Annotated in this window: 15 protein-coding genes and 1 pseudogene; 6 read left to right on the top strand and 10 right to left on the bottom strand. The window is 45.9% G+C overall.

The genetic code is table 11. From position 1 onward, the window contains the following. Positions 1–130: 130 nt before the first annotated feature. From AB4185_RS08205 to gcl, 5 genes and pseudogenes are all read right to left on the bottom strand, one after another. Positions 131–739 (bottom strand): TetR/AcrR family transcriptional regulator, encoded by a 609-nt coding sequence (locus tag AB4185_RS08205; RefSeq protein WP_372135315.1) that lies wholly within the window; start codon positions 737–739, stop codon positions 131–133. Positions 740–902: 163 nt separating this feature from the next. Further along, positions 903–2,213, bottom strand: a pseudogene (locus tag AB4185_RS08200) (glycerate kinase). A gap of 187 nt (positions 2,214–2,400) precedes the next feature. After that, the gene (locus AB4185_RS08195; protein WP_372135314.1) at positions 2,401–3,297 is read right to left on the bottom strand and encodes a 2-hydroxy-3-oxopropionate reductase; all 897 of its coding nucleotides are present in this window, start codon (positions 3,295–3,297) and stop codon (positions 2,401–2,403) included. 37 nt (positions 3,298–3,334) lie between these two features. After that, positions 3,335–4,111 (bottom strand): hydroxypyruvate isomerase, encoded by a 777-nt coding sequence (gene hyi, locus AB4185_RS08190; protein ID WP_065584811.1) that lies wholly within the window; start codon positions 4,109–4,111, stop codon positions 3,335–3,337. Positions 4,112–4,264: 153 nt separating this feature from the next. After that, on the bottom strand, positions 4,265–6,037 hold the full coding sequence (gene gcl / locus AB4185_RS08185; RefSeq protein WP_372135313.1) for a glyoxylate carboligase: 1,773 nt from the start codon (positions 6,035–6,037) through the stop codon (positions 4,265–4,267). Between the two features lie 313 nt (positions 6,038–6,350). Here gcl and aceB point away from each other — a divergent pair, with 313 nt between their 5' ends. Next, positions 6,351–7,976, top strand: a complete 1,626-nt coding sequence (gene aceB / locus AB4185_RS08180) for a malate synthase A (protein WP_372135312.1) — start codon at positions 6,351–6,353, stop codon at positions 7,974–7,976. A gap of 101 nt (positions 7,977–8,077) precedes the next feature. Beyond that, positions 8,078–8,518 (top strand): heme-binding protein, encoded by a 441-nt coding sequence (locus AB4185_RS08175; protein WP_008220964.1) that lies wholly within the window; start codon positions 8,078–8,080, stop codon positions 8,516–8,518. 99 nt (positions 8,519–8,617) lie between these two features. Here AB4185_RS08175 and AB4185_RS08170 read toward each other — a convergent pair whose 3' ends face one another. Further along, entirely contained in the window at positions 8,618–9,100 is a 483-nt protein-coding gene (locus tag AB4185_RS08170) for a MarR family winged helix-turn-helix transcriptional regulator (protein WP_017061583.1), read from the bottom strand. A 123-nt stretch (positions 9,101–9,223) separates the two neighbouring features. Here AB4185_RS08170 and AB4185_RS08165 point away from each other — a divergent pair, with 123 nt between their 5' ends. Both AB4185_RS08165 and AB4185_RS08160 read left to right on the top strand, forming a co-directional pair. Continuing rightward, positions 9,224–10,117 (top strand): DMT family transporter, encoded by an 894-nt coding sequence (locus AB4185_RS08165; protein WP_017071977.1) that lies wholly within the window; start codon positions 9,224–9,226, stop codon positions 10,115–10,117. Between the two features lie 332 nt (positions 10,118–10,449). Beyond that, positions 10,450–11,364: a DMT family transporter gene (locus tag AB4185_RS08160; RefSeq protein ID WP_372135311.1), complete on the top strand. Its 915-nt coding sequence runs from the start codon at positions 10,450–10,452 to the stop codon at positions 11,362–11,364. 108 nt (positions 11,365–11,472) lie between these two features. On the opposite strand, the gene AB4185_RS08155 is transcribed toward AB4185_RS08160, so the two are convergent. The 3 genes from AB4185_RS08155 to AB4185_RS08145 are packed head-to-tail and all read right to left on the bottom strand — an operon-like array spanning position 11,473 to position 14,088. Then, the gene (locus AB4185_RS08155; RefSeq protein WP_372135310.1) at positions 11,473–12,654 is read right to left on the bottom strand and encodes an MFS transporter; all 1,182 of its coding nucleotides are present in this window, start codon (positions 12,652–12,654) and stop codon (positions 11,473–11,475) included. Continuing rightward, positions 12,644–13,792, bottom strand: coding sequence for a phosphotransferase (locus tag AB4185_RS08150; protein ID WP_372135309.1), 1,149 nt, complete (start codon positions 13,790–13,792; stop codon positions 12,644–12,646). The genes AB4185_RS08155 and AB4185_RS08150 overlap by 11 nt, the downstream gene beginning before the upstream one ends. Positions 13,793–13,803: 11 nt before the next feature. Continuing rightward, a complete protein-coding gene (locus AB4185_RS08145) occupies positions 13,804–14,088 on the bottom strand; it encodes a GNAT family N-acetyltransferase (protein WP_265119679.1) in 285 nt (94 codons plus the stop codon). Positions 14,089–14,362: 274 nt separating this feature from the next. On the opposite strand from AB4185_RS08145, the gene AB4185_RS08140 reads away from it, so the two are divergent. Then, a complete protein-coding gene (locus AB4185_RS08140; RefSeq protein ID WP_017067648.1) occupies positions 14,363–15,109 on the top strand; it encodes a flagellar brake protein in 747 nt (248 codons plus the stop codon). 192 nt (positions 15,110–15,301) lie between these two features. Here AB4185_RS08140 and AB4185_RS08135 read toward each other — a convergent pair whose 3' ends face one another. Beyond that, entirely contained in the window at positions 15,302–17,662 is a 2,361-nt protein-coding gene (locus AB4185_RS08135; RefSeq protein WP_017061577.1) for a Lon protease family protein, read from the bottom strand. A gap of 240 nt (positions 17,663–17,902) precedes the next feature. Here AB4185_RS08135 and AB4185_RS08130 point away from each other — a divergent pair, with 240 nt between their 5' ends. After that, on the top strand, positions 17,903–18,397 hold the full coding sequence (locus tag AB4185_RS08130) for a hypothetical protein (protein WP_102320288.1): 495 nt from the start codon (positions 17,903–17,905) through the stop codon (positions 18,395–18,397). Positions 18,398–18,399 lie beyond the last annotated feature (2 nt).

Below are 18,399 nucleotides of genomic sequence, written 5' to 3'. Positions count from 1 at the left end.
CCTGTCATTTAAATAAAATGGCATACCTAATCGAACCGAATTCAAGATAAATGAGTTATTGCACAACAGGTCACAAAAGAGGTTCTGTGCTTATAGTCACTCACACACCTAGATAAACGTTCAAACAACATTAGCTTTTCACACCACAGCCTTTAATCACTAACTGTGTGATGAACTCAGCGGCATCTTCATAGTCTTTATGATCGAGCTGGTCTTTCTGCATTACGCTGCAAATCTGCCAACCAAAATCGGCGTAGGTTTGGGTGGCTGCCCAGATGGTAAACATCAGGTGGTGTGCAGGGACGTCATCCATTAAGCCTTGTGCTGACCACGTTGAGAACTTATCAAGAATCATCTGGGATTGCTTATACAGCTCATCACCGATCTCTTTCGGCAGCACTTTCGCGCCCGACATCACTTCATTGGCAAATACTTTAGAGGCATGTGGATGGTCGCGAGAAATAATCAGTTTAGTTTGAATATATTGAGACAAGGCTTCAACAGGATCGCTCAGCTCTTCAATCGGACGAGATGCTTCTAGCAAGGGCTGAGTGACGGTTTCGAGTACAGCATTGTAGAGCTTATCTTTAGAGCTGAAATAATAGAATACGTTAGGTTTGGGAATGTCGGCCGCTTTTGCGATATCAGCCATTTTTGTTGCGGCATAACCATGAGTGGCGAATTGTTCACACGCGACTTCGATGATTAAATCTTGATTCTTTTGTCTGATCCTAGACATATTGCATCCTTTACAGCTCGTTACTAAATTCATAGTAATCAACGTGCTTCATTAGTCCAGAAGATAATCTCAGAACTCAAGGTCACCGCATTGATAACAATAAAATGGCCGCTCTATTTGTTAAGAAGCGACCATTCCATACCGTGTTTTTGAACTGTTCAAGTTAAAGAATCAATATTGCGCGGAAGTCATTCACATTAGTCAGCGTTGGCCCCGTGGTAAGAAGCACATCGACTTGCTTGAAGAAATCGTAGCTGTTGTTGGCATCGAGGTAGTCTTGCGCTTTAAGCGACAAGCTCGAACCTAGTTGCTATGTTTGAGGCGCGATCCATGCTCCCGCATTGTCTTCAACACCATCAATCCCGTCGGTATCAGCAGCCAATGCAAATATGTTGTCTTGGCCTTTAAGCTCGTTATATAGGCTCAACAAGAACTCACAGTTACGCCCACCGCGACCATTGCCTTTAACGGTTACTGTGGTTTCGCCACCGGAAAGTATCACGCAAGGCGTCTCAAATGGGTGCTTGCGATTGGCCACTTGCTTAGCCAACGCAGCGTGCACCTTCGCAACATCTCGCGCTTCTCCCTCTATACAATCACTCAACACATAAGCCGGAATGCCAAAACCTTCAGCTTCTGCAGCAGCGGATTCCAATGCCGACATTGGTGTCGCGATAATATGGTGCTCCGCGTTCTTCCAACAGGCATCATCTGGCTTAATGGTCTCTGACTCTGGATTATTTAGCCATTCAAATGCCGAGCGTGGTGTTTCTATTTGATAACGTTCTAAAATGGCCATCGCATCAAAACGCGTGGTGGTGTCGGGTACGGTTGGGCCCGATGCAATCACACTAATGTCATCGCCCGGCACATCAGAAATCGCCAGTGACACAACCCTTGCAGGATACGCCGCTTTAGCAAGTCGACCGCCTTTTATCGAAGATAGATGTTTGCGAACACAGTTCATCTCATCAATGGCGGCGCCTGATTTAAGCAACGCTTTATTGATTTGTTGCTTCTCTGCCAAGCTGATGTCGCCACCGGGCAGACTTAGCAAAGCAGAACCACCGCCAGACAATAGGCAAATAACCGTATCGTCAGCACTCAAACCACTCACTAATTCCAGCATACGTTGGCTCACTTCTAAGCCCATCGCATCTGGGACTGGGTGCGCCGCTTCAATCACCTCAATGTGTTCGCAAGGGGCGGTGTGCTCATAACGAGTCACCACCAAGCCTTCAAGGTCACGCAGTGCAAGGTCTTGCTGTTTCTTTGCCTGCCAAACCGCTTCCAGCTCGGCGGCCATCGACGCGGCTGCTTTACCTGCTCCTATAACGACAGTTCGCCCAGCTTGGTTAGCAGAGCGATAAAAAATGTCTTTAGGAAGAAAAGGTTCGATGTGATTTTTAGGTAGCGCCTGATTAACAGCACTTGAGAAAAGGGTTTGCAGAAACTGCTTAGCATCAATGTCCATCAGCCACTCCTTAGTTGACGGAGAAAAAAAGAACCCCGATACAAGGCCAAAGGGTGCCTGCTAAGATCAAGTTGGAAAGGAACAACTTCAACCTCTGCCTCGTATCAGGAACGCGTATAAAAGGAGACGAAACTACGCGATTTATAAACAAACTGTTGGGCTACGAATCGATAGCAGCCTTAATTAATTAGCGAATCGAGTGGTCAGAACGTTTCTCAATCGCTTGGATAAGCGCAGAGTGGTCCCAACCTTCACCGCCCATTTCGGCACACTCGCCAAACAGCTCTTGTGCATTTGCCGTGTTCGGTAGCGCAACCCCTAGCTCCTGTGCGCCCGTTAGCGCAAGATTCAGGTCTTTCTGGTGAAGCGAGATTCTAAATCCAGGATCAAATGTACCTTCAACCATGCGCTCGCCATGCACTTCCAAGATCTTAGAGTTAGCAAAGCCACCTAATAGCGCCTGACGTACGCGTGCTGGATCGGCACCGGCTTTCGAAGCAAATACGAGCGCCTCAGACACGGCTTCGATATTCAGAGCAACGATGATTTGATTTGCGACCTTACAGGTTTGACCCGCACCGTTGTCGCCTACTAGCGTAATGTTCTTACCCATGATTTCGAACAGAGGTCGTGCTTTATCAAAGGCTTCTTGCTCACCGCCAACCATGATAGTCAGCGCCGCATTAATCGCGCCTACTTCGCCACCTGATACCGGTGCATCGAGGTATGAAGCACCGCCTTCGTTGATTCGTGCTGCAATCGCTTTGGTTGCGATTGGTGAGATTGAACTCATATCGATAACCAGTTTTCCAGCAGCGCCACCGGCGTTAAGGCCTTGCTCGACGCCATTGTCACCAAACAGGACGTCTTCTACTTGAGGGGTATTCGGCACCATTAAGATAATGATACCTGCTGCTTCAGCCGCTTCCGCGGGTGAATGACAGACCGTTGCACCCGCTGCCACAAGATCGGCAGGTGCTGCATTAAAGTGATCCGACAGAATCAAATCGTGACCTGCTTTTTGAAGGTTACTCGCCATAGGTTTACCCATGATGCCAGTTCCGATAAATGCAATTTTAGACATGTTGTTCTCCTTAACGTTTGAGGGTTACCAGACGCAATTAACGGTACTGGTGTAGCCAACCAAGGCCTTCTGTCGTCGTTGTTTTTGGCTTGTATTCGCAGCCAACCCAGCCTTGATAACCAAGCTCATCAAGATAATTGAGCACGAATGGGTAATTGATTTCTCCAGTCCCCGGTTCGTGTCGACCTGGATTGTCAGCCAATTGCACGTGTGCGATTTGACCAATGTTCTGCTGCATGGTCGGCGTTAGATCGCCTTCCATAATTTGCATATGATAAATATCGTATTGGATAGAAAGGTTATCGCTCCCTACCTCTTTAATGATCGCTTTGGCTTGCTCTGTGGTATTTAGGAAGAAGCCCGGAATATCACGGGTATTGATCGCCTCTATCACTAAGCTAATGCCTTCTGCTGCTAGCGCGTTCGCCGCGTAATGCAGGTTAATCACAAACGCCGATTGCGCATCTTGTTGGGTCACACCTTGCGGAACAATCCCGGCCAAGCAATTCACTTGAGTACAACCGAGCGCTTTTGCGTAAGCGATAGCTTTAGGTACACCCGCTTGAAACTCTTCAACTCGTGCTGGGTCGACCGCGATACCACGGTCGCCAGCGTCCCAATCACCCGCAGGCAAGTTAAATAGCACTTGCTCTAGGTTATTAGCCTCGAGCTTTTGTTTAATCTCATCCGCATCAAAGGCATATGGGAAAAGGTATTCGACACCTTGAAAGCCCGCTTCTGCGGCAGCTTCAAAGCGATCCATAAAATCAACTTCCGTGAATAACATTGACAAGTTTGCTGCAAATTTTGCCATGACTCTGTCCTTATTCTTTATTTGGTGAAACTATGACTGTTTAGTGAAGCAACGGTTATTTGATGGAGCTACGGTTGCTTAGTAAGGCTCCGATTTCTTGGAGACTTTCCGTAGAGCTAAACCTCAGCTCTACGTATACACATGACTTAATGATTACTTGTACGCTAACGCTGTTGGGGCATCGCCGCGGCTTTCGGCAAGTGGCTCAAATTCGTTGATGGCATTGATCTCTACGCCCATCGCAATGTTGGTTACTCGCTCAAGAATCAGCTCAACGACCACTGGCACCTTGTGCTTGTTCATCAGCTCTTTGGCTTGCTCAAACGCTGCCGCAATTTGCTCTGGTTCACGAACTCGAATTGCCTTACAACCTAGGCCTTCAACAACGGCAACATGGTCAACACCGTAGCCTTCAAGCTCTGGTGCATTCTGGTTATCGAACGCCAGTTGTACACAATAGTCGATATCAAATTGGCGCTGTGCTTGGCGAATCAAACCTAGATACGAGTTGTTCACCAACACATGAATGTATGGCAGATTGAATTGCGCGCCGACGGCCAGTTCTTCAATCATGAATTGGAAATCATAGTCACCAGAGATAGCGACAATATCGCGATTTGGATCGGCCGCTCGTACACCCAATGCGGCTGGTGTTGTCCAACCCAATGGGCCAGCTTGACCACAGTTGATCCAGTTACGCGGCTTATAAACATGCAGGAACTGAGCGGCAGCAATTTGCGACAAACCAATGGTGCTCACATAACAAGTGTCACGACCAAATGCCTTGTTCATCTCTTCATAAACACGCATCGGTTTCATTGGCGCTTCATCGAAATTGGTTTTACGCAGCATGGTCGACTGGCGTTCCTGACACTCACTTGCCCAAGCATTTCGGTTCGGCAGTTTGCCAGCGTCACGCCACTCTTGTGCCACTTCAACCATTAGCTCTAGCGCTGCCTTGGCATCAGAGACTATGCCTAAATCAGGACAGAACACACGGCCTATTTGGGTTGGTTCAATGTCTACATGTACGAACTTTCGGCCTTCGGTGTAAACATCCACAGAACCGGTATGACGGTTAGCCCAGCGGTTACCAACACCAAACACAAAATCAGAATTAAGCATGGTTTCATTGCCATAACGGTGAGAAGTTTGTAGCCCTACCATACCCGCCATTAGCTCATGATCATCTGGGATTGAGCCCCATCCCATCAAGGTTGGAATCACTGGTACACCTGTGATTTCAGCAAACTGCTGCAACAGTTCAGATGCGCCTGCGTTGATCACACCACCACCGGATACAATCAAAGGTTTCTCCGATTGAGACATCATGGTTAATGCTTTCTCAACCTGAGCGCGGGTTGCTTGTGGCTTGTAAGGTTCAAGTGGCTCATAAGTATCAATATCGAACTCAATCTCAGCCAGCTGCACATCTAAAGGCAGATCGATCAGCACTGGGCCGGAACGTCCAGAACGCATCAAATGAAAGGCTTTTTGAAATGCGCGTGGCACTTGTGCAGGTTCCAGCACCGTGGTTGCCCACTTAGTGACTGGCTTGGCAATCGATTCGATGTCGACCGCTTGAAAGTCTTCTTTATGAAGGCGAGCACGCGGAGCCTGACCAGTGATACATAGGATAGGGATCGAGTCAGCGGAAGCAGAATAAAGACCCGTGATCATGTCCGTTCCTGCGGGGCCAGAAGTACCAATACACACACCAATATTATCCTGATTAGTACGTGTGTAGCCTTCAGCCATATGTGAGGCACCCTCTACATGTCGAGCTAAGACGTGGTCGATTCCTCCGAGCTTTTTCATAGCCGCATACATAGGGTTAATTGCTGCACCGGGAACACCAAATGCGATGTCTACACCTTCACGTTTAAGCACCTCTACCGCTGCTTCAATCGCTTTCATAATTGCCATTCGAACCTCCAGTTCAGATTGTATACAATTAAACTAACTTTTGTGTACTATGAACCATCCTCGCTATTTATCAACCCCAGAATGAAACAATTTTGTTACATCAACCCATCACATTAAGTACGCACTCATCCTGAAAAGCTTACAATTCATTGCTTTACATAAAATATCTTTACGTAAAAATAAATTACAAAAAGACCTAATGATAAATAAATGTTAAATACCGTTTGCTTGTTTACAATTTCTACAATATAAATATCCTTAAAAAGAGCATTTTGTATACAAAGTTACATCGTATTGTTCAAAGGAGACAACAATGATGAATGACGTAAAAGAGAGAGAAGAAGTACAGTGTATGCAGGTACTCGGGAATATGGACAACTCCGAGTACAAAGAGATCTTGTCTAAAGATGCATTAAAATTCTTAGAAGCTCTCGTCAATAAATTTGGAGATCGCCGTCATGCCCTGCTAAGTGACCGCGACACAAAACAAGCTCAATATGACGAGGGTGAGCTACCCAATTTCAGAAAAGACACCATTTCCATTCGTCAGAATAAAGAGTGGAAGGTAGCAACACCGCCGCCAGAGCTACTCGATCGCCGCGTAGAGATCACCGGCCCTATCGAAAGAAAGATGGTGATCAACGCGCTAAACTCAGGCGCGAAAGTCTTCATGTGTTGCTTTGAGGATGCGTCTTCCCCGACTTGGGCCAATATGGTCGAAGGGCAAATCAACCTAAGAGATGCCAACCTTGGAACCATTAGTTACTTCGATGAGAAAAAGCAGAAGAGTTACCAGTTAAACAACGATCCTGCACTGCTGATTGCCCGCCCACGAGGCATTCACTTGCCAGAGCAGTCCATTCAATTCAACAATCAGCCTATCGGCGGTTGCTTGATGGACTTCGCTTTGTACTTTTTCCATAACTATCAGTCACGTGCAAAACAAGGCTTAGGTGTTTACTACTACATTCCCAAGCTTGAGAGCATGGAAGAAGCACAGTGGTGGGACGATATTTTCAGCTTCACCGAAAACTATTTCCACGTACCCAAAGGCACCATTCGTGCGACCGTGTTGATTGAAACTCTGCCAGCCGTATTCCAAATGGAAGAGATCTTATACGCCATGCGTGATCATATCGTAGCGATGAACTGTGGCCGTTGGGATTACATCTTCAGCTACATCAAAACGCTGAAAAACCATAAAGACCGCATCTTGCCAGACCGCCACGGGATCGGCATGGATCAAGAATTCCTCAACGCCTATAGCCAACTGTTGGTGCGCACTTGTCACGCTCGTGGCGCATTAGCAATGGGTGGGATGTCAGCCTTTATTCCAGCAAAAGACCCGCAAGAAATGGCACGTGTAACCGCCAAGGTTATCGAAGATAAACAAAGAGAATCTCAGAACGGACACGACGGCACATGGGTCGCGCACCCTGCACTGGTTGATTTGGCAATGTCGATCTTTGATAAGCACTTAGATGGCAAAGTAAACCAAATGGATTTTCAAAGCCCGGAGCATGTGATCAATGCAGACTCGTTGCTAAAACCTTGTGAAGGCAGCCGCGACGAAGCCGGCGTGCGCAAGAATATCCGTATTGCGCTGTATTACATCGAAGCTTGGATTCAAGGCTACGGCTGTGTACCTATCTACGGCCTTATGGAAGATGCCGCCACCGCAGAGATCTCAAGAGCCAATATTTGGCAATGGATCCACCACGGCGTCACGCTTGATGACGGCCAAACCTTTACCAAACAATTGTTCCACTCTTGGCTTTACCAGGAGTTAGACACGATAAAACATGAAGTCGGTGACTCGCGCTATGCAGCAGGTCGATTTGAAGAGACAGCTGATCTTTTCTATCAACTTTCTACAGCCAAAGAGTTCGCTGCCTTCCTAACTTTACCCAGCTATGGGCTATTACAAGAGTCCAGTTAGGACTCTTGTACCGAGCTGAATCAGTCAATGATATTCACAACAAGCGTAATGATTGGCTGACTTAGCTTGGTACACGGCCCCTTGAAAAACTAGGAGATAACATGGGAAGTTTGACTCTACAACAAGCGTTAACCATCATTGATGGCACCTTAAAAGCAGGAAACAAGATCCACACAGAACCTTTGACGGTCGCCGTCTTAGACAGCGGTGGCAAGCTGATTTCTCTGCAACGTCAAGACGGCTCTAGCATGATGCGACCAGACATCGCGATTGCTAAAGCGTGGGGAGCACTCGCACTGGGTTGTTCCTCTAGAAAACTCGCCCAAGATGCTGATAATCGACCAGCATTTATCTCCGCCGTAAACGTACTCGCACACGGAAACATGGTGCCAGTGCCAGGGGGCCTACTGATTCGAGATAAGGATAAAACGGTACTTGGTGCGATTGGGGTCAGCGGTGACATCTCAGACATCGACGAAAGTTGCGCCATCAACGGCATTGGTTGTGCAGAACTGTTCAGTGACGAGATGCTGCAAGCTTAACTCGCCAATTCGCTGTACTTGAAGTTCTTAAACAAGCACAAAAAAACCGAAGCGATTAAGCTTCGGTTTTTTATTGAATCTAAAGGAAGATCAGAAAAACTACTCGTACGCGCTCAACCATGTTTTCAGAAGTTGGTTGGTGTTCTTCTTCTGACTCGCAGACAATGATTTAACCAGTTTTTTCTGCATTTCGACATGTTCAGTCATCATTTGGTCAATCAGAATAAGACCATCTTTAGTTAACTGGACACTCACGCTGCGTCTGTCTTCTTTGCTGTGTTCACGACTGATCAGCCCTTTGGCTTCTAGCTTATCAAGGCGATTGGTCATCGCGCCAGATGTCAGCATCATGGATCCAATCAGTTCAGATGGCGTCAGTCGGTAAGGCTTCCCAGAACGTCGCAACGTCGCCAGCACATCAAACTCACCCAGCTTCATGTCGTATTTTTTATGAAGCTCGGCAACTTGCGTCTCCATATACTTGGCAATACGCATAATCCGACCCATCATTGCCATAGGCTCAGTATCTAGTTCGGGCTTTTCCTTTGCCCATTGCTCTACTACGCGGTCGATAGCATCCATTTGCAATCTCGCTCCGTTGTTAGTCTGATTACTTCAAACTAGTTTAACATAAAGATACTTTACAACCACTAGTTCTCAGTATACAGTTCACACAATAGTTATCTTAACGTAAAGATATTTTAAATGAACATATTATTAGCAATGATCCCCGCGTTCTTTTGGGGAACAACCTATGCAGTGACGCAATTTACGCTACAGGAGTGGCCACCATTATTATTGGGTGCTTTGCGTGCGTTACCTGCTGGTTTGTTATTGCTAGCAGTAAAACCAACACTGCCTAAAAAAGGCGAGTGGCAAATCATTTTCACACTGGGCCTTATCAATATCGCGACCTTCTTTGGCTTGATCTTCGTGATGGCGCTAACGCTGCCTTCGGCAATCTCTGGCGTGGGTATGATCTCTGTGCCAGTGTTCGCGATGATCTTCCACTGGGTAGTGAAAAAACAGCGCCCGCATCTGATTCAGGCCCTTTCGGGTATTGGCTTGATCACCTTAGCGTGGATACTGTTTAACCCAAGCCAAATTGCTCTGAACCCAATCGGTTTAGGCGCAATGTTCGCCGCAATAATGTGTATTGTCATCGGCAGCAGCATTACCAAGTCACTGGGTAACCGCATGCACTGGTGGAAGGTATTAACGTGGCAGTTGATTCTGGGTGGTACGATTTTGTCTGTCGCGTCTGGCGTTCATGCATTCATCGACCCGCAGCCTTATGTTAATGCCGTGACTCATTTCGATACTCGTAATGCTATGGGACTCGTGTGGGTGATTGGCCTAAACACAGCGCTGGGTTACGGCATGTATGTGTGGTTGCTACAGCGTATGTCGGTGGTTGATTTCACCTTCGGTGGCATCGCAAACCCAGTAGCTGGCATCGTGACCGGTATGGTGTTGATGGGTGAATCATTCACTGCAGTACAATACTCACTAATGACCGGCATGATAGTGATGTCACTGCTACCACAACTTATCCTTGCGGTAAGACAATCCAAACAAGTCAAGCCTGTTACGCAGTAGACGCAGCCTCTTAAACGTATTGTTCAAAAACGCGCCTCATTGAGGGCGCGTTTTTTGTTGCTACGCTAACAGCAATAACCCAACAGCCATACTCGTTGAGTTGACCATTCCTTAAGTTAAATTAAACCTCACAAAGAACAATGACTTTACTTTAACTATCTAAAGCGAATTTATTTTCTATAAAATAATCATACTAGAGATTTAATTTCCACAAAAAACTCAAATTAGAGATAAAAAGACAAAACTTTTCTCCGACTACCTTTCTATACTGTGCCATGTCATTAAGGCGCTACAAGCCTATGATTTAAAATAATTATTAATGAGTAGTCACCATGAATTCGAAGTCGCTAACTATTTTGCTTTTTGTCTCTGTTTGCTTAATTTGGGGAACCACTTGGTTCGCTATGGAAGTAGCATTGCATTCTATCCCACCTATTTTTGCTACTGCGTTGCGCTTTTTACTTGCAGCACCTCTGCTTGCAGTATTGGCGAAAGTCTTCAACCAACCACTGCTGTTCCCTAAAGGTAAGCGCCAATGGCTGCTTATTGTTGCGTTGATGTATTTCGCGATTCCGTTTACGTTGATGATCTATGGCGAGCAATACATCTCTTCAGGTTTAGCGTCGATCATCTTCGCCAACATGCCTGTGGCTGTGATGTTGATGTCTGGCTTATTCTTAGGTCTACGACTAGCGAAGCACCAGATATTCGGGTTGATCGCTGCTGTTGTGAGCCTATGTGTAATCCTTGGTAATGAAATGCAGATGGGTGGCGATGACTACCTAATTGGCACGGTTTGCTTAGGCCTTGCTGTTGCGATTCACGCAGTGATGTATGTGCTGGTTCAAAAGCACTGCAAAGGTATTGAAGTACTGACCTACAACGCCGTACCAAGCCTAATTGCAGCTCTATTCTTATTTGCTGTATCAGCTATAGGTGAAAACGTGAATATTGAATCTTTCACTTGGGACTCAATCTCTGCTGTGGTTTACCTAGGCTTTGTGGCGAGTGTTGGCGGCATTGTGGCTTACTTTAAATTAGGTCAGGTTTCGACACCTTTCCAAGCGTCTATCTGCTTCCTAATCTTCCCAGTGGTTGCGCTGCTGATCTCTTGCTGCATCAATGGTGAGGTTCTATCTGAACAGTCACTTGTAATGATGATTCCTCTACTTTGCGGCATCTTACTGACCAAAGCACCAAAGGGAATCTTCAAGCTGCGTACCGAATTAAAAACCGTAAGAAACTGATCCTCGTGAAACCTATTTTGCGGATTAGATATACATATCCCACATAAACAAAAAGCTCCAATATCACTATTGGAGCTTTTTGCTTATTTCATAATATCGAGACCAACATTAACGCCAGCTAAACATTCGCACTTCATTACCTTCTTCAGGTGTCTTCGGAATGTTTAAAGACAACGCCAAAGAAACCGCCGCCATCGCAGCACCAATATAGAAAACCGTTGCAGGAGAAGACAACCAAATCACACCAAACACCACTGGAATAACGACCGCTGCAATATGATTGATGGTGAAAGAGACACCAGCAGTTGATGCCATGTCTGCCGGGTCTGCGATTTTCTGGAAGTAAGTTTTGATCGCCAGCGCCAATGCAAAGAACAGGTGATCGATCACGTAAAGTGCCGCCGCCCATTCCGCGCTTTGCACCAAACCATAACCGACAAACACACCAATCAAGCCAACATACTCGAAGATCAACGCTTTACGCTCACCCACCACACCGATAAATCGACCAATGCGCTTCGCAAACAAGAAGTTAAATAGGTAATTAACCAAGAACAACAATGTGACGTCGGCAGCCGAGTAACCAAACTTCTCTACCATCAAGAAGCCTGCAAACACAGTGAAGATTTGTCTTCTCGCACCGCTCATAAACGTTAGCGCGTAGTAGAGCCAGTAACGCTTCCGCAGTACCAACTTCTTATTCTGTGGCGTCTTGGTTTGAAACTCAGGGAAGCCAAAGGTCATCACCAAAACTAAAACAAAACCAATTCCGCCAGTGATGCCATACACCCAAGCAAAGTCGAGTTTGAGTTGCTCTAACATCACCCAAATAGAGCCATAAGTGATTAAAGATGCCAACGCGCCAACGGAGATCATCTTACCTAACATCTCTGGTGCTTCTTCTTTACTCAACCATTGCAGTGACAGAGACTGCTTCAGCGTTTCAAAATAGTGAAAACCCGTCGACATCAAAACCGTAGTCAGCAACAATCCAGTGAGTGAAGGGAATAAACCGGTTATCGCCGTGCCCACGGTCAGCATCGCCAGCGATATCAACATAAAGCGTTGCTCTCGAATGAAGGCTAAAACAAACACCACGGTAAACGCTAAGAAGCCTGGGATCTCACGAACACTTTGCAACAAACCAATATCGGCGCCATCAAAGTTCGCCTTCTCAATCACGAAGTTATTAAGCAGAGCCATCCAGCTCGAAAACGCGATCGGTACAACAATCGAAATCAGTAATAAAAAGTTTTGCGGCGTTTTCCAGCTCGCGGTTCTATCGAACATTGACGGACTCCTGTTCGTCTAATTGAGTGAGCACTCGTAAGGTCAACTGCTCAGTATAAGGGTTAATCTTCCAATGCTCTGGGCTCCAGCCTTTTACGAAACGTTGGAAATCGGCCCACGCCACGTAAAACATTGGTCGCCATGCTGCTTCTACCTCATCAAATGAAAGGTGTGGCTGATAGTACGCCAATGCCTCTTTCAAGTAGTGGAAGTAAGCATCTAGTACTTCTGATTCAAGCTCTGCGCAATCTTGTGGCCTAATCGCGCTGCTCATGAACAAGGCGACGTCTTTCATCGCACAGCCGTAACCCACATATTGGAAATCGACCGCAGCTGCTCGCTCGCTTTCAGAATCAAAACAAAAATTGGCGAGCTTGGCATCGCCATGGACTAAGGTTTGATATGGACACTCTTTGAGTAAACGGTCGATGTGCTTGGCTTGATTCTTCAATGGTAAATCAGCCAAGGCATTGAGCTCATCAGGACGTGTATCTAGATGCCAATAAGTACCGACTTGCCACAATGATGACAACTGCTCTTGATTGATATTGATATGCTTTGCGTGAAAGTTAGCGAGCCATTTAAGGCAAGCATCGCGTTGTTTTTGCTCTTCTCTTGTGTAACTAGATGCCTGATAGTCAGAAGCAGCAAGCACATCAAACTGAGAGATCAACGGGAAGCCAATATCCGCTAAGTCTTGCATCACTATCAGCCACTCATTCTCTTCTAGTTCACATTGCAGCCCAACAGGTACAGGGCAGCGCTCGTCCCATTGTTGGGTGAATGACTGATACCAAGCTGTTTCCACTTGGTAAGAGTGTACCTTTCGTTGGTGAGAGAGTTTGGTATTCCAACCCTTTGGGTGTTCAGCTTTATCTGGCAACGCGACATGTTTAACAATCACACTCTTGAGTTCCGCACTGCTTTCTTGAGAAAAGACTAAGCGAACTAACTCGCCATATCCACCCCATAGGCGTTGAATCACTTGGACATCAAACCCTTCATGACAACCCAGCGAGGTCGCTATTTTTTGATAAAGCTCATTTTGATAAAACTCTTGTTGATAAAGCTCTGGCTGATTTTGACTTGAACCCGCTTCAGGTTGAGCTCGATTATTCGACGATATTGATTGAGACATATTACTCGTTGTTATGCTTTATCGGATAGAAGGTGTGACCACTGTGGCTGCCTATTCATGTAGTGAGCCACATAGCTACAAACCGGCACAATTTTGAAGCCCGCTTGTTCAATTTCAGGCAATACCGACTCCATCATCACCTTACCAAAGCCCTTGCCTTGCAGTTCATCAGGAATGCGTGTCGACGTGATATGTAGTACATCTCCGTCCTTTTGATACTTAACGACCGCGAACTGGTTGGGTTCTAACTCTACCGTGATCTGGTTCACTTCTTGATCCCATTTTACTGCCTGCATTCTCAACTCCTGCAAATAATTGATACGACAAACAATAAAAGTTTGAAGTATGAGTTCCTTGTAATAGACTAGCGCAAGTGCATATAAATAAAACTAAGTACTTACAAACACAGCAAATAATTCAGTGCAATCGGCTTAATATAAAATCAGCAATGATAAAAGGCACTCTATAAATCTATGTGAGTACGTCCACTAAATCTAGCACGTAATAACCCCTTGTTAGCAAGTTACCAATATAACTAACAGACGCATGTTGGCGCATGGAGAACATATAATGAACGCACCCCTGAAGAAGCCTTTGGAGCATAATCAGGCACTTCAAGACCCTCGTAATCGCACCGTTTCCACTATCAATAGCACTGATGCACTGGCCATGATTGAGCACGGCAGTGAGCTGACATTAAATGTCTCGACTCCCGTTGGCACGAAGTTTCTCGCCACCACCAGGTTTATCGGAACGCACAGTGATAACTGTATTGTGGTTGAGGTTCCCGAGGTATCCAATGAAGATCTGAACTTTTTCTTTCAAGAAGGTTTTTGGATGACCGCTCGTGCGTATTCTCTACGAGGTGAAGGCGCGCTTATCCACTTTAGAAGCCAAATTCACCATAAGATTGGTGAACCCTTCCCTATTCTTGTACTTTCAACACCAAGCACGATGCAAGTGACTCAGCTGCGTAAAGAAACACGCTATGAAGTGAATCTGGCTTCAAGAATCATCTTCAACGACCAGCGAGCAAACTGTGAGATAAGAGACTTATCGAAAAGTGGTTGTCGTTTCGTTACCTCACCAACCTCTCGTGCGATTCAGATTGCCGATCGCGTGTCTATTGAGATAACCCCTGAGAACTACAACGGCCCACTGATTCCGCCATTGCGAGGCATCGTCTGCAATCTACAGAAATCGACACACTACGCTCGATACGGTGTCGAATTTGATGATATTGGCCGAGCTAACGCCAAACACTTGTTGGCAAAACTGAAGTTCGATGGCACCAAGCTTTGCTTACGAAATGGGTAACGCCTTTTAACACGCGACTTTCACCGAATACAGCAAGCTGACCAAATACAAATAGCTCACTGGTAAACCAAATCGTAACCAACAAAAAAGCCATCGACTCTAGAATCGATGGCTTTTGCGTTTTAGCTGTTTATCTGTTTGTTTATCTATCTATTTAGCTTAGCTATTAAACTGTGTATCTAGATATTCAAACTATTTGCGCAGTGCGTTCAGTTTAGCTTGGGCGATACCAAATATAGTATCAATTGGATAACTACCCTCATCACTCGCCTCACCTGCGGCTTTGCCTGTGAACAGTTCAATCGCTTCTGTTACATGGTCAATCGCCCAGATATTAAACTCGCCCTTTTCAACCGCTTTCACAATATCGCTACGCAGCATCAGGTTGTGAACATTTGAACGCGGGATGATCACCCCTTGTTCGTTTGAACGCCCTTTGATTTCACACACATCAAAGAAACCTTCAATTTTCTCGTTCACACCACCAATTGGCTGAGACTCACCAAACTGGTTCATCGAGCCTGTAATTGCGATATCTTGACGGTTTGGTTGCTTAGAGAACGCTGATACAACCGCACAGAACTCGGCCATACTCGCACTGTCACCATCGACGCCACCATACGATTGCTCGAAGGTGATGTTAGTGGTGAGCGGGACTTTGGCTGTCTTACCAAATACGGAAGAAAGGTAAGCCGACAAGATCATCACGCCTTTTGAGTGAATACTGCCACCTAGGTCTACGTTTCTTTCAATATCAATCACTTCACCATCACCGTAAGCGGTGGTTGCCGTGATTCGGTTCGGCGCACCAAACATATGATCCGTCGTGCTGAGTACAGACAGAGCATTCACTTGCCCAACCGCTTGACCATCAACATGGATTAGCGTTGTGCCGTTAGTGAAGGTTTCCATCACGCTGTCTTGCAGTCGTCCGACACGCATCTGTTGGTTAGATAACGCTTGGTCAACGTGCGTTGCACGAATCAGGTTCGATTTTGAGCCTCTCGCCACGTAGTTTGATTCACGAAGCAGATTAGCAATGTGAGCAGAGTGCAGAGACAATTTACCTTGGTCCCCCGCCTGACGAGAGCTGTGCTCAATGATGCGAGCGATCGCTTTACGGTCACAATGCAGCATGTTGTTGTCGTGCACGATGCTCGAAATAAAGCGCGCGTAATGCATTTCAGAATCGGGAGTACGCTTCATCTCATCTTCAAAATCGGCCGTTACACGGAACAGTTCACCAAACTCTGCATCGTAGTGTTGCAGCAGTTGGTAAGTTCGGTAATCGCCAAACAGGATGATCTTAACATCCAATGGAATCGGTTCTGGATCAAGCGATACCGCCCCCGTTAAGGTCACCTCTTTTTCTAATGAAGTGAAGCTCAATTGACGTGAACGCAGTGCTCGTTTCAAGCCTTCCCAAACGTACGGCTGCTCAAGTACCTTCACCGCATCCATCAGTAATACGCCACCGTTGGCTCTGTGTAAGCTACCTGCGCGAATCAATGAGAAGTCAGTAAAGACAGTACCCTTGAACGTCGCCGTTTCTACATAGCCAAACAGAGAGTGATAATTTGGATTCTCTTCCACCACGATCGGCAGAGTCTCCTCCTTTTGGCTCACAATCACATTAACCTTGTAGCGACGCGGCATTTTCTTATCCAAAGAGGCCGTTGCAACTTCTGCTTGCTCCGTGCTCTCTTCTAAGAAGATGTCAGCGTTGTCGACAATGTCTTTACGCAGTGCCGTTAGGTACTTTTTGATGTCTGGATATTGGCTGTAATCCTTCTTCAATTGCTTGATGAAGTGCGTGATCACATCTCGCGCCGTATCATCATTCAGCTTTTGAATTTTCTCAGTGTACGTCTCTTCAAGTTCCGTCAGTTCACGAGAGATGGTTCGTAGGCCGACTTCCAATCCATCAATGGTTTTATCGAATTGATCTTGCTCTTCCGGCGAAAGCAGATCAAAGCTCTCTTCGGTATGAAGATCATCGCCATTCATTGCCACAAACTGGTAATCACCCTGAGTGGTGATCGTCAGGTTAATGCCCTTGTCTTTCGCTTCTTGGCTAATGCTTTCTAACGCGGCTTGTTGCTTAGCTGCTAATTGGTTTTTAAGCCTGTCAGCACGGCTAAAGTACATCTCGTTATCAAACGCTAGAGGCATACCTTTCAGCAGTTTACGCATCAATTTTTCAATATCTTGCTTTAAGCTGCTGCCAACGCCACGCGGCAATTTCAGTACCTTAGGTGTACGAATATCTTCAAAGTTCGCGATATAACACCAATCAAAAAGCTCCTGCACTTCTTGAGGGTGACGGTTCAGATAGCGCAAGATCATGGTGCGTTTACCCAGACCATTTCGCCCTATCGCATAAATGTTGTAACCCTTTTCCTTGATTGACATCGCGAACTCAACGGCTTTTTGTGCCCGTTCCTGCCCGACGATTTCGTCAATTGGAGCCAGTTCTTTGGTCGACTTACATGGTAGCTTATCTAAATCCGCTACCTGATACAGCTGTTCTGTATTGAGTCTTTGCATCGCCATCGCCGCCTCCTTAGTCCTTCATTACTTGGGTGTAGATAAAATCAGTGTAGATGTAATTTCCTACAAATTTAGTGACTTACGCTACACAGCTGTTCAACTGAACAAATAACACACAATTTAAGCCATTTTTAGGAATAGCTCGTCATTTAATTCACCAACTTAACATGTGAATGATTTTAATTTGCAATTGATAATAAATATCATTAACATTTTCTGATATTATAAATTGAGGATGTGGATATGGAAATTGAACGATGCTGGATGCACTACCTAAAAGCTGAACAGTTAATGGAACAAGGTCACTGGCCAGAAGCACAACGCCTTTATGGTGATGTTCTAACCTCACTTCCTCATCACATCCAAGATGCAGCATACCAAAGCGATATCAAGCCTTGCCAATTTGCCTGCTTGCTTGCCGGGTTAAGAGACGCGAGCGTCGCTCAATCAGAGATACTCAACCGATTAGGTCAGCACCAACAAGCCTTCGATACCTTGAATCAATCTTACGCTCTGATGCAATTTATCTCTCTGGAGAACACTGAGCTGATTCAACGTACCTTTGGATTATTGGAAAAGCAGAGCGAAGGTTTGCTCAATCACCTGATCGCTTTTTGCAGCGCTCAGCGCAGTTCGTATTGGATGCTCGAACTAGAACAAATTCAACGTGCTCATCACCATTTTGGGCAACTTAAAACCACGTCAGAAGTGAAATCTTCACCTAATGTCTTAAATTGATA

The sequence above is a fragment of the Vibrio sp. 10N.286.48.F5 genome (assembly GCF_041469785.1).
GTDB lineage: Bacteria > Pseudomonadota > Gammaproteobacteria > Enterobacterales > Vibrionaceae > Vibrio > Vibrio crassostreae_C.
The sequence above is the reverse complement of the archived record's forward strand: the minus strand, read 5'-3'. Positions and strand labels throughout refer to the sequence as shown.

What these genes read in the sequence shown, in the direction of transcription:
- AB4185_RS08145 (WP_265119679.1), bottom strand. Translation starts at nt 14,088, where the DNA reads ATGCAGGCAGTAAAATGGGATCAAGAAGTGAACCAGATCACGGTAGAG.
- hyi (WP_065584811.1), bottom strand. Translation starts at nt 4,111, where the DNA reads ATGGCAAAATTTGCAGCAAACTTGTCAATGTTATTCACGGAAGTTGAT.
- AB4185_RS08150 (WP_372135309.1), bottom strand. Translation starts at nt 13,792, where the DNA reads ATGTCTCAATCAATATCGTCGAATAATCGAGCTCAACCTGAAGCGGGT.
- aceB (WP_372135312.1), top strand. Translation starts at nt 6,351, where the DNA reads ATGATGAATGACGTAAAAGAGAGAGAAGAAGTACAGTGTATGCAGGTA.
- AB4185_RS08130 (WP_102320288.1), top strand. Translation starts at nt 17,903, where the DNA reads ATGGAAATTGAACGATGCTGGATGCACTACCTAAAAGCTGAACAGTTA.
- AB4185_RS08135 (WP_017061577.1), bottom strand. Translation starts at nt 17,662, where the DNA reads ATGGCGATGCAAAGACTCAATACAGAACAGCTGTATCAGGTAGCGGAT.
- AB4185_RS08195 (WP_372135314.1), bottom strand. Translation starts at nt 3,297, where the DNA reads ATGTCTAAAATTGCATTTATCGGAACTGGCATCATGGGTAAACCTATG.
- AB4185_RS08175 (WP_008220964.1), top strand. Translation starts at nt 8,078, where the DNA reads ATGGGAAGTTTGACTCTACAACAAGCGTTAACCATCATTGATGGCACC.
- gcl (WP_372135313.1), bottom strand. Translation starts at nt 6,037, where the DNA reads ATGGCAATTATGAAAGCGATTGAAGCAGCGGTAGAGGTGCTTAAACGT.
- AB4185_RS08160 (WP_372135311.1), top strand. Translation starts at nt 10,450, where the DNA reads ATGAATTCGAAGTCGCTAACTATTTTGCTTTTTGTCTCTGTTTGCTTA.
- AB4185_RS08155 (WP_372135310.1), bottom strand. Translation starts at nt 12,654, where the DNA reads ATGTTCGATAGAACCGCGAGCTGGAAAACGCCGCAAAACTTTTTATTA.
- AB4185_RS08140 (WP_017067648.1), top strand. Translation starts at nt 14,363, where the DNA reads ATGAACGCACCCCTGAAGAAGCCTTTGGAGCATAATCAGGCACTTCAA.
- AB4185_RS08165 (WP_017071977.1), top strand. Translation starts at nt 9,224, where the DNA reads ATGAACATATTATTAGCAATGATCCCCGCGTTCTTTTGGGGAACAACC.
- AB4185_RS08205 (WP_372135315.1), bottom strand. Translation starts at nt 739, where the DNA reads ATGTCTAGGATCAGACAAAAGAATCAAGATTTAATCATCGAAGTCGCG.
- AB4185_RS08170 (WP_017061583.1), bottom strand. Translation starts at nt 9,100, where the DNA reads ATGGATGCTATCGACCGCGTAGTAGAGCAATGGGCAAAGGAAAAGCCC.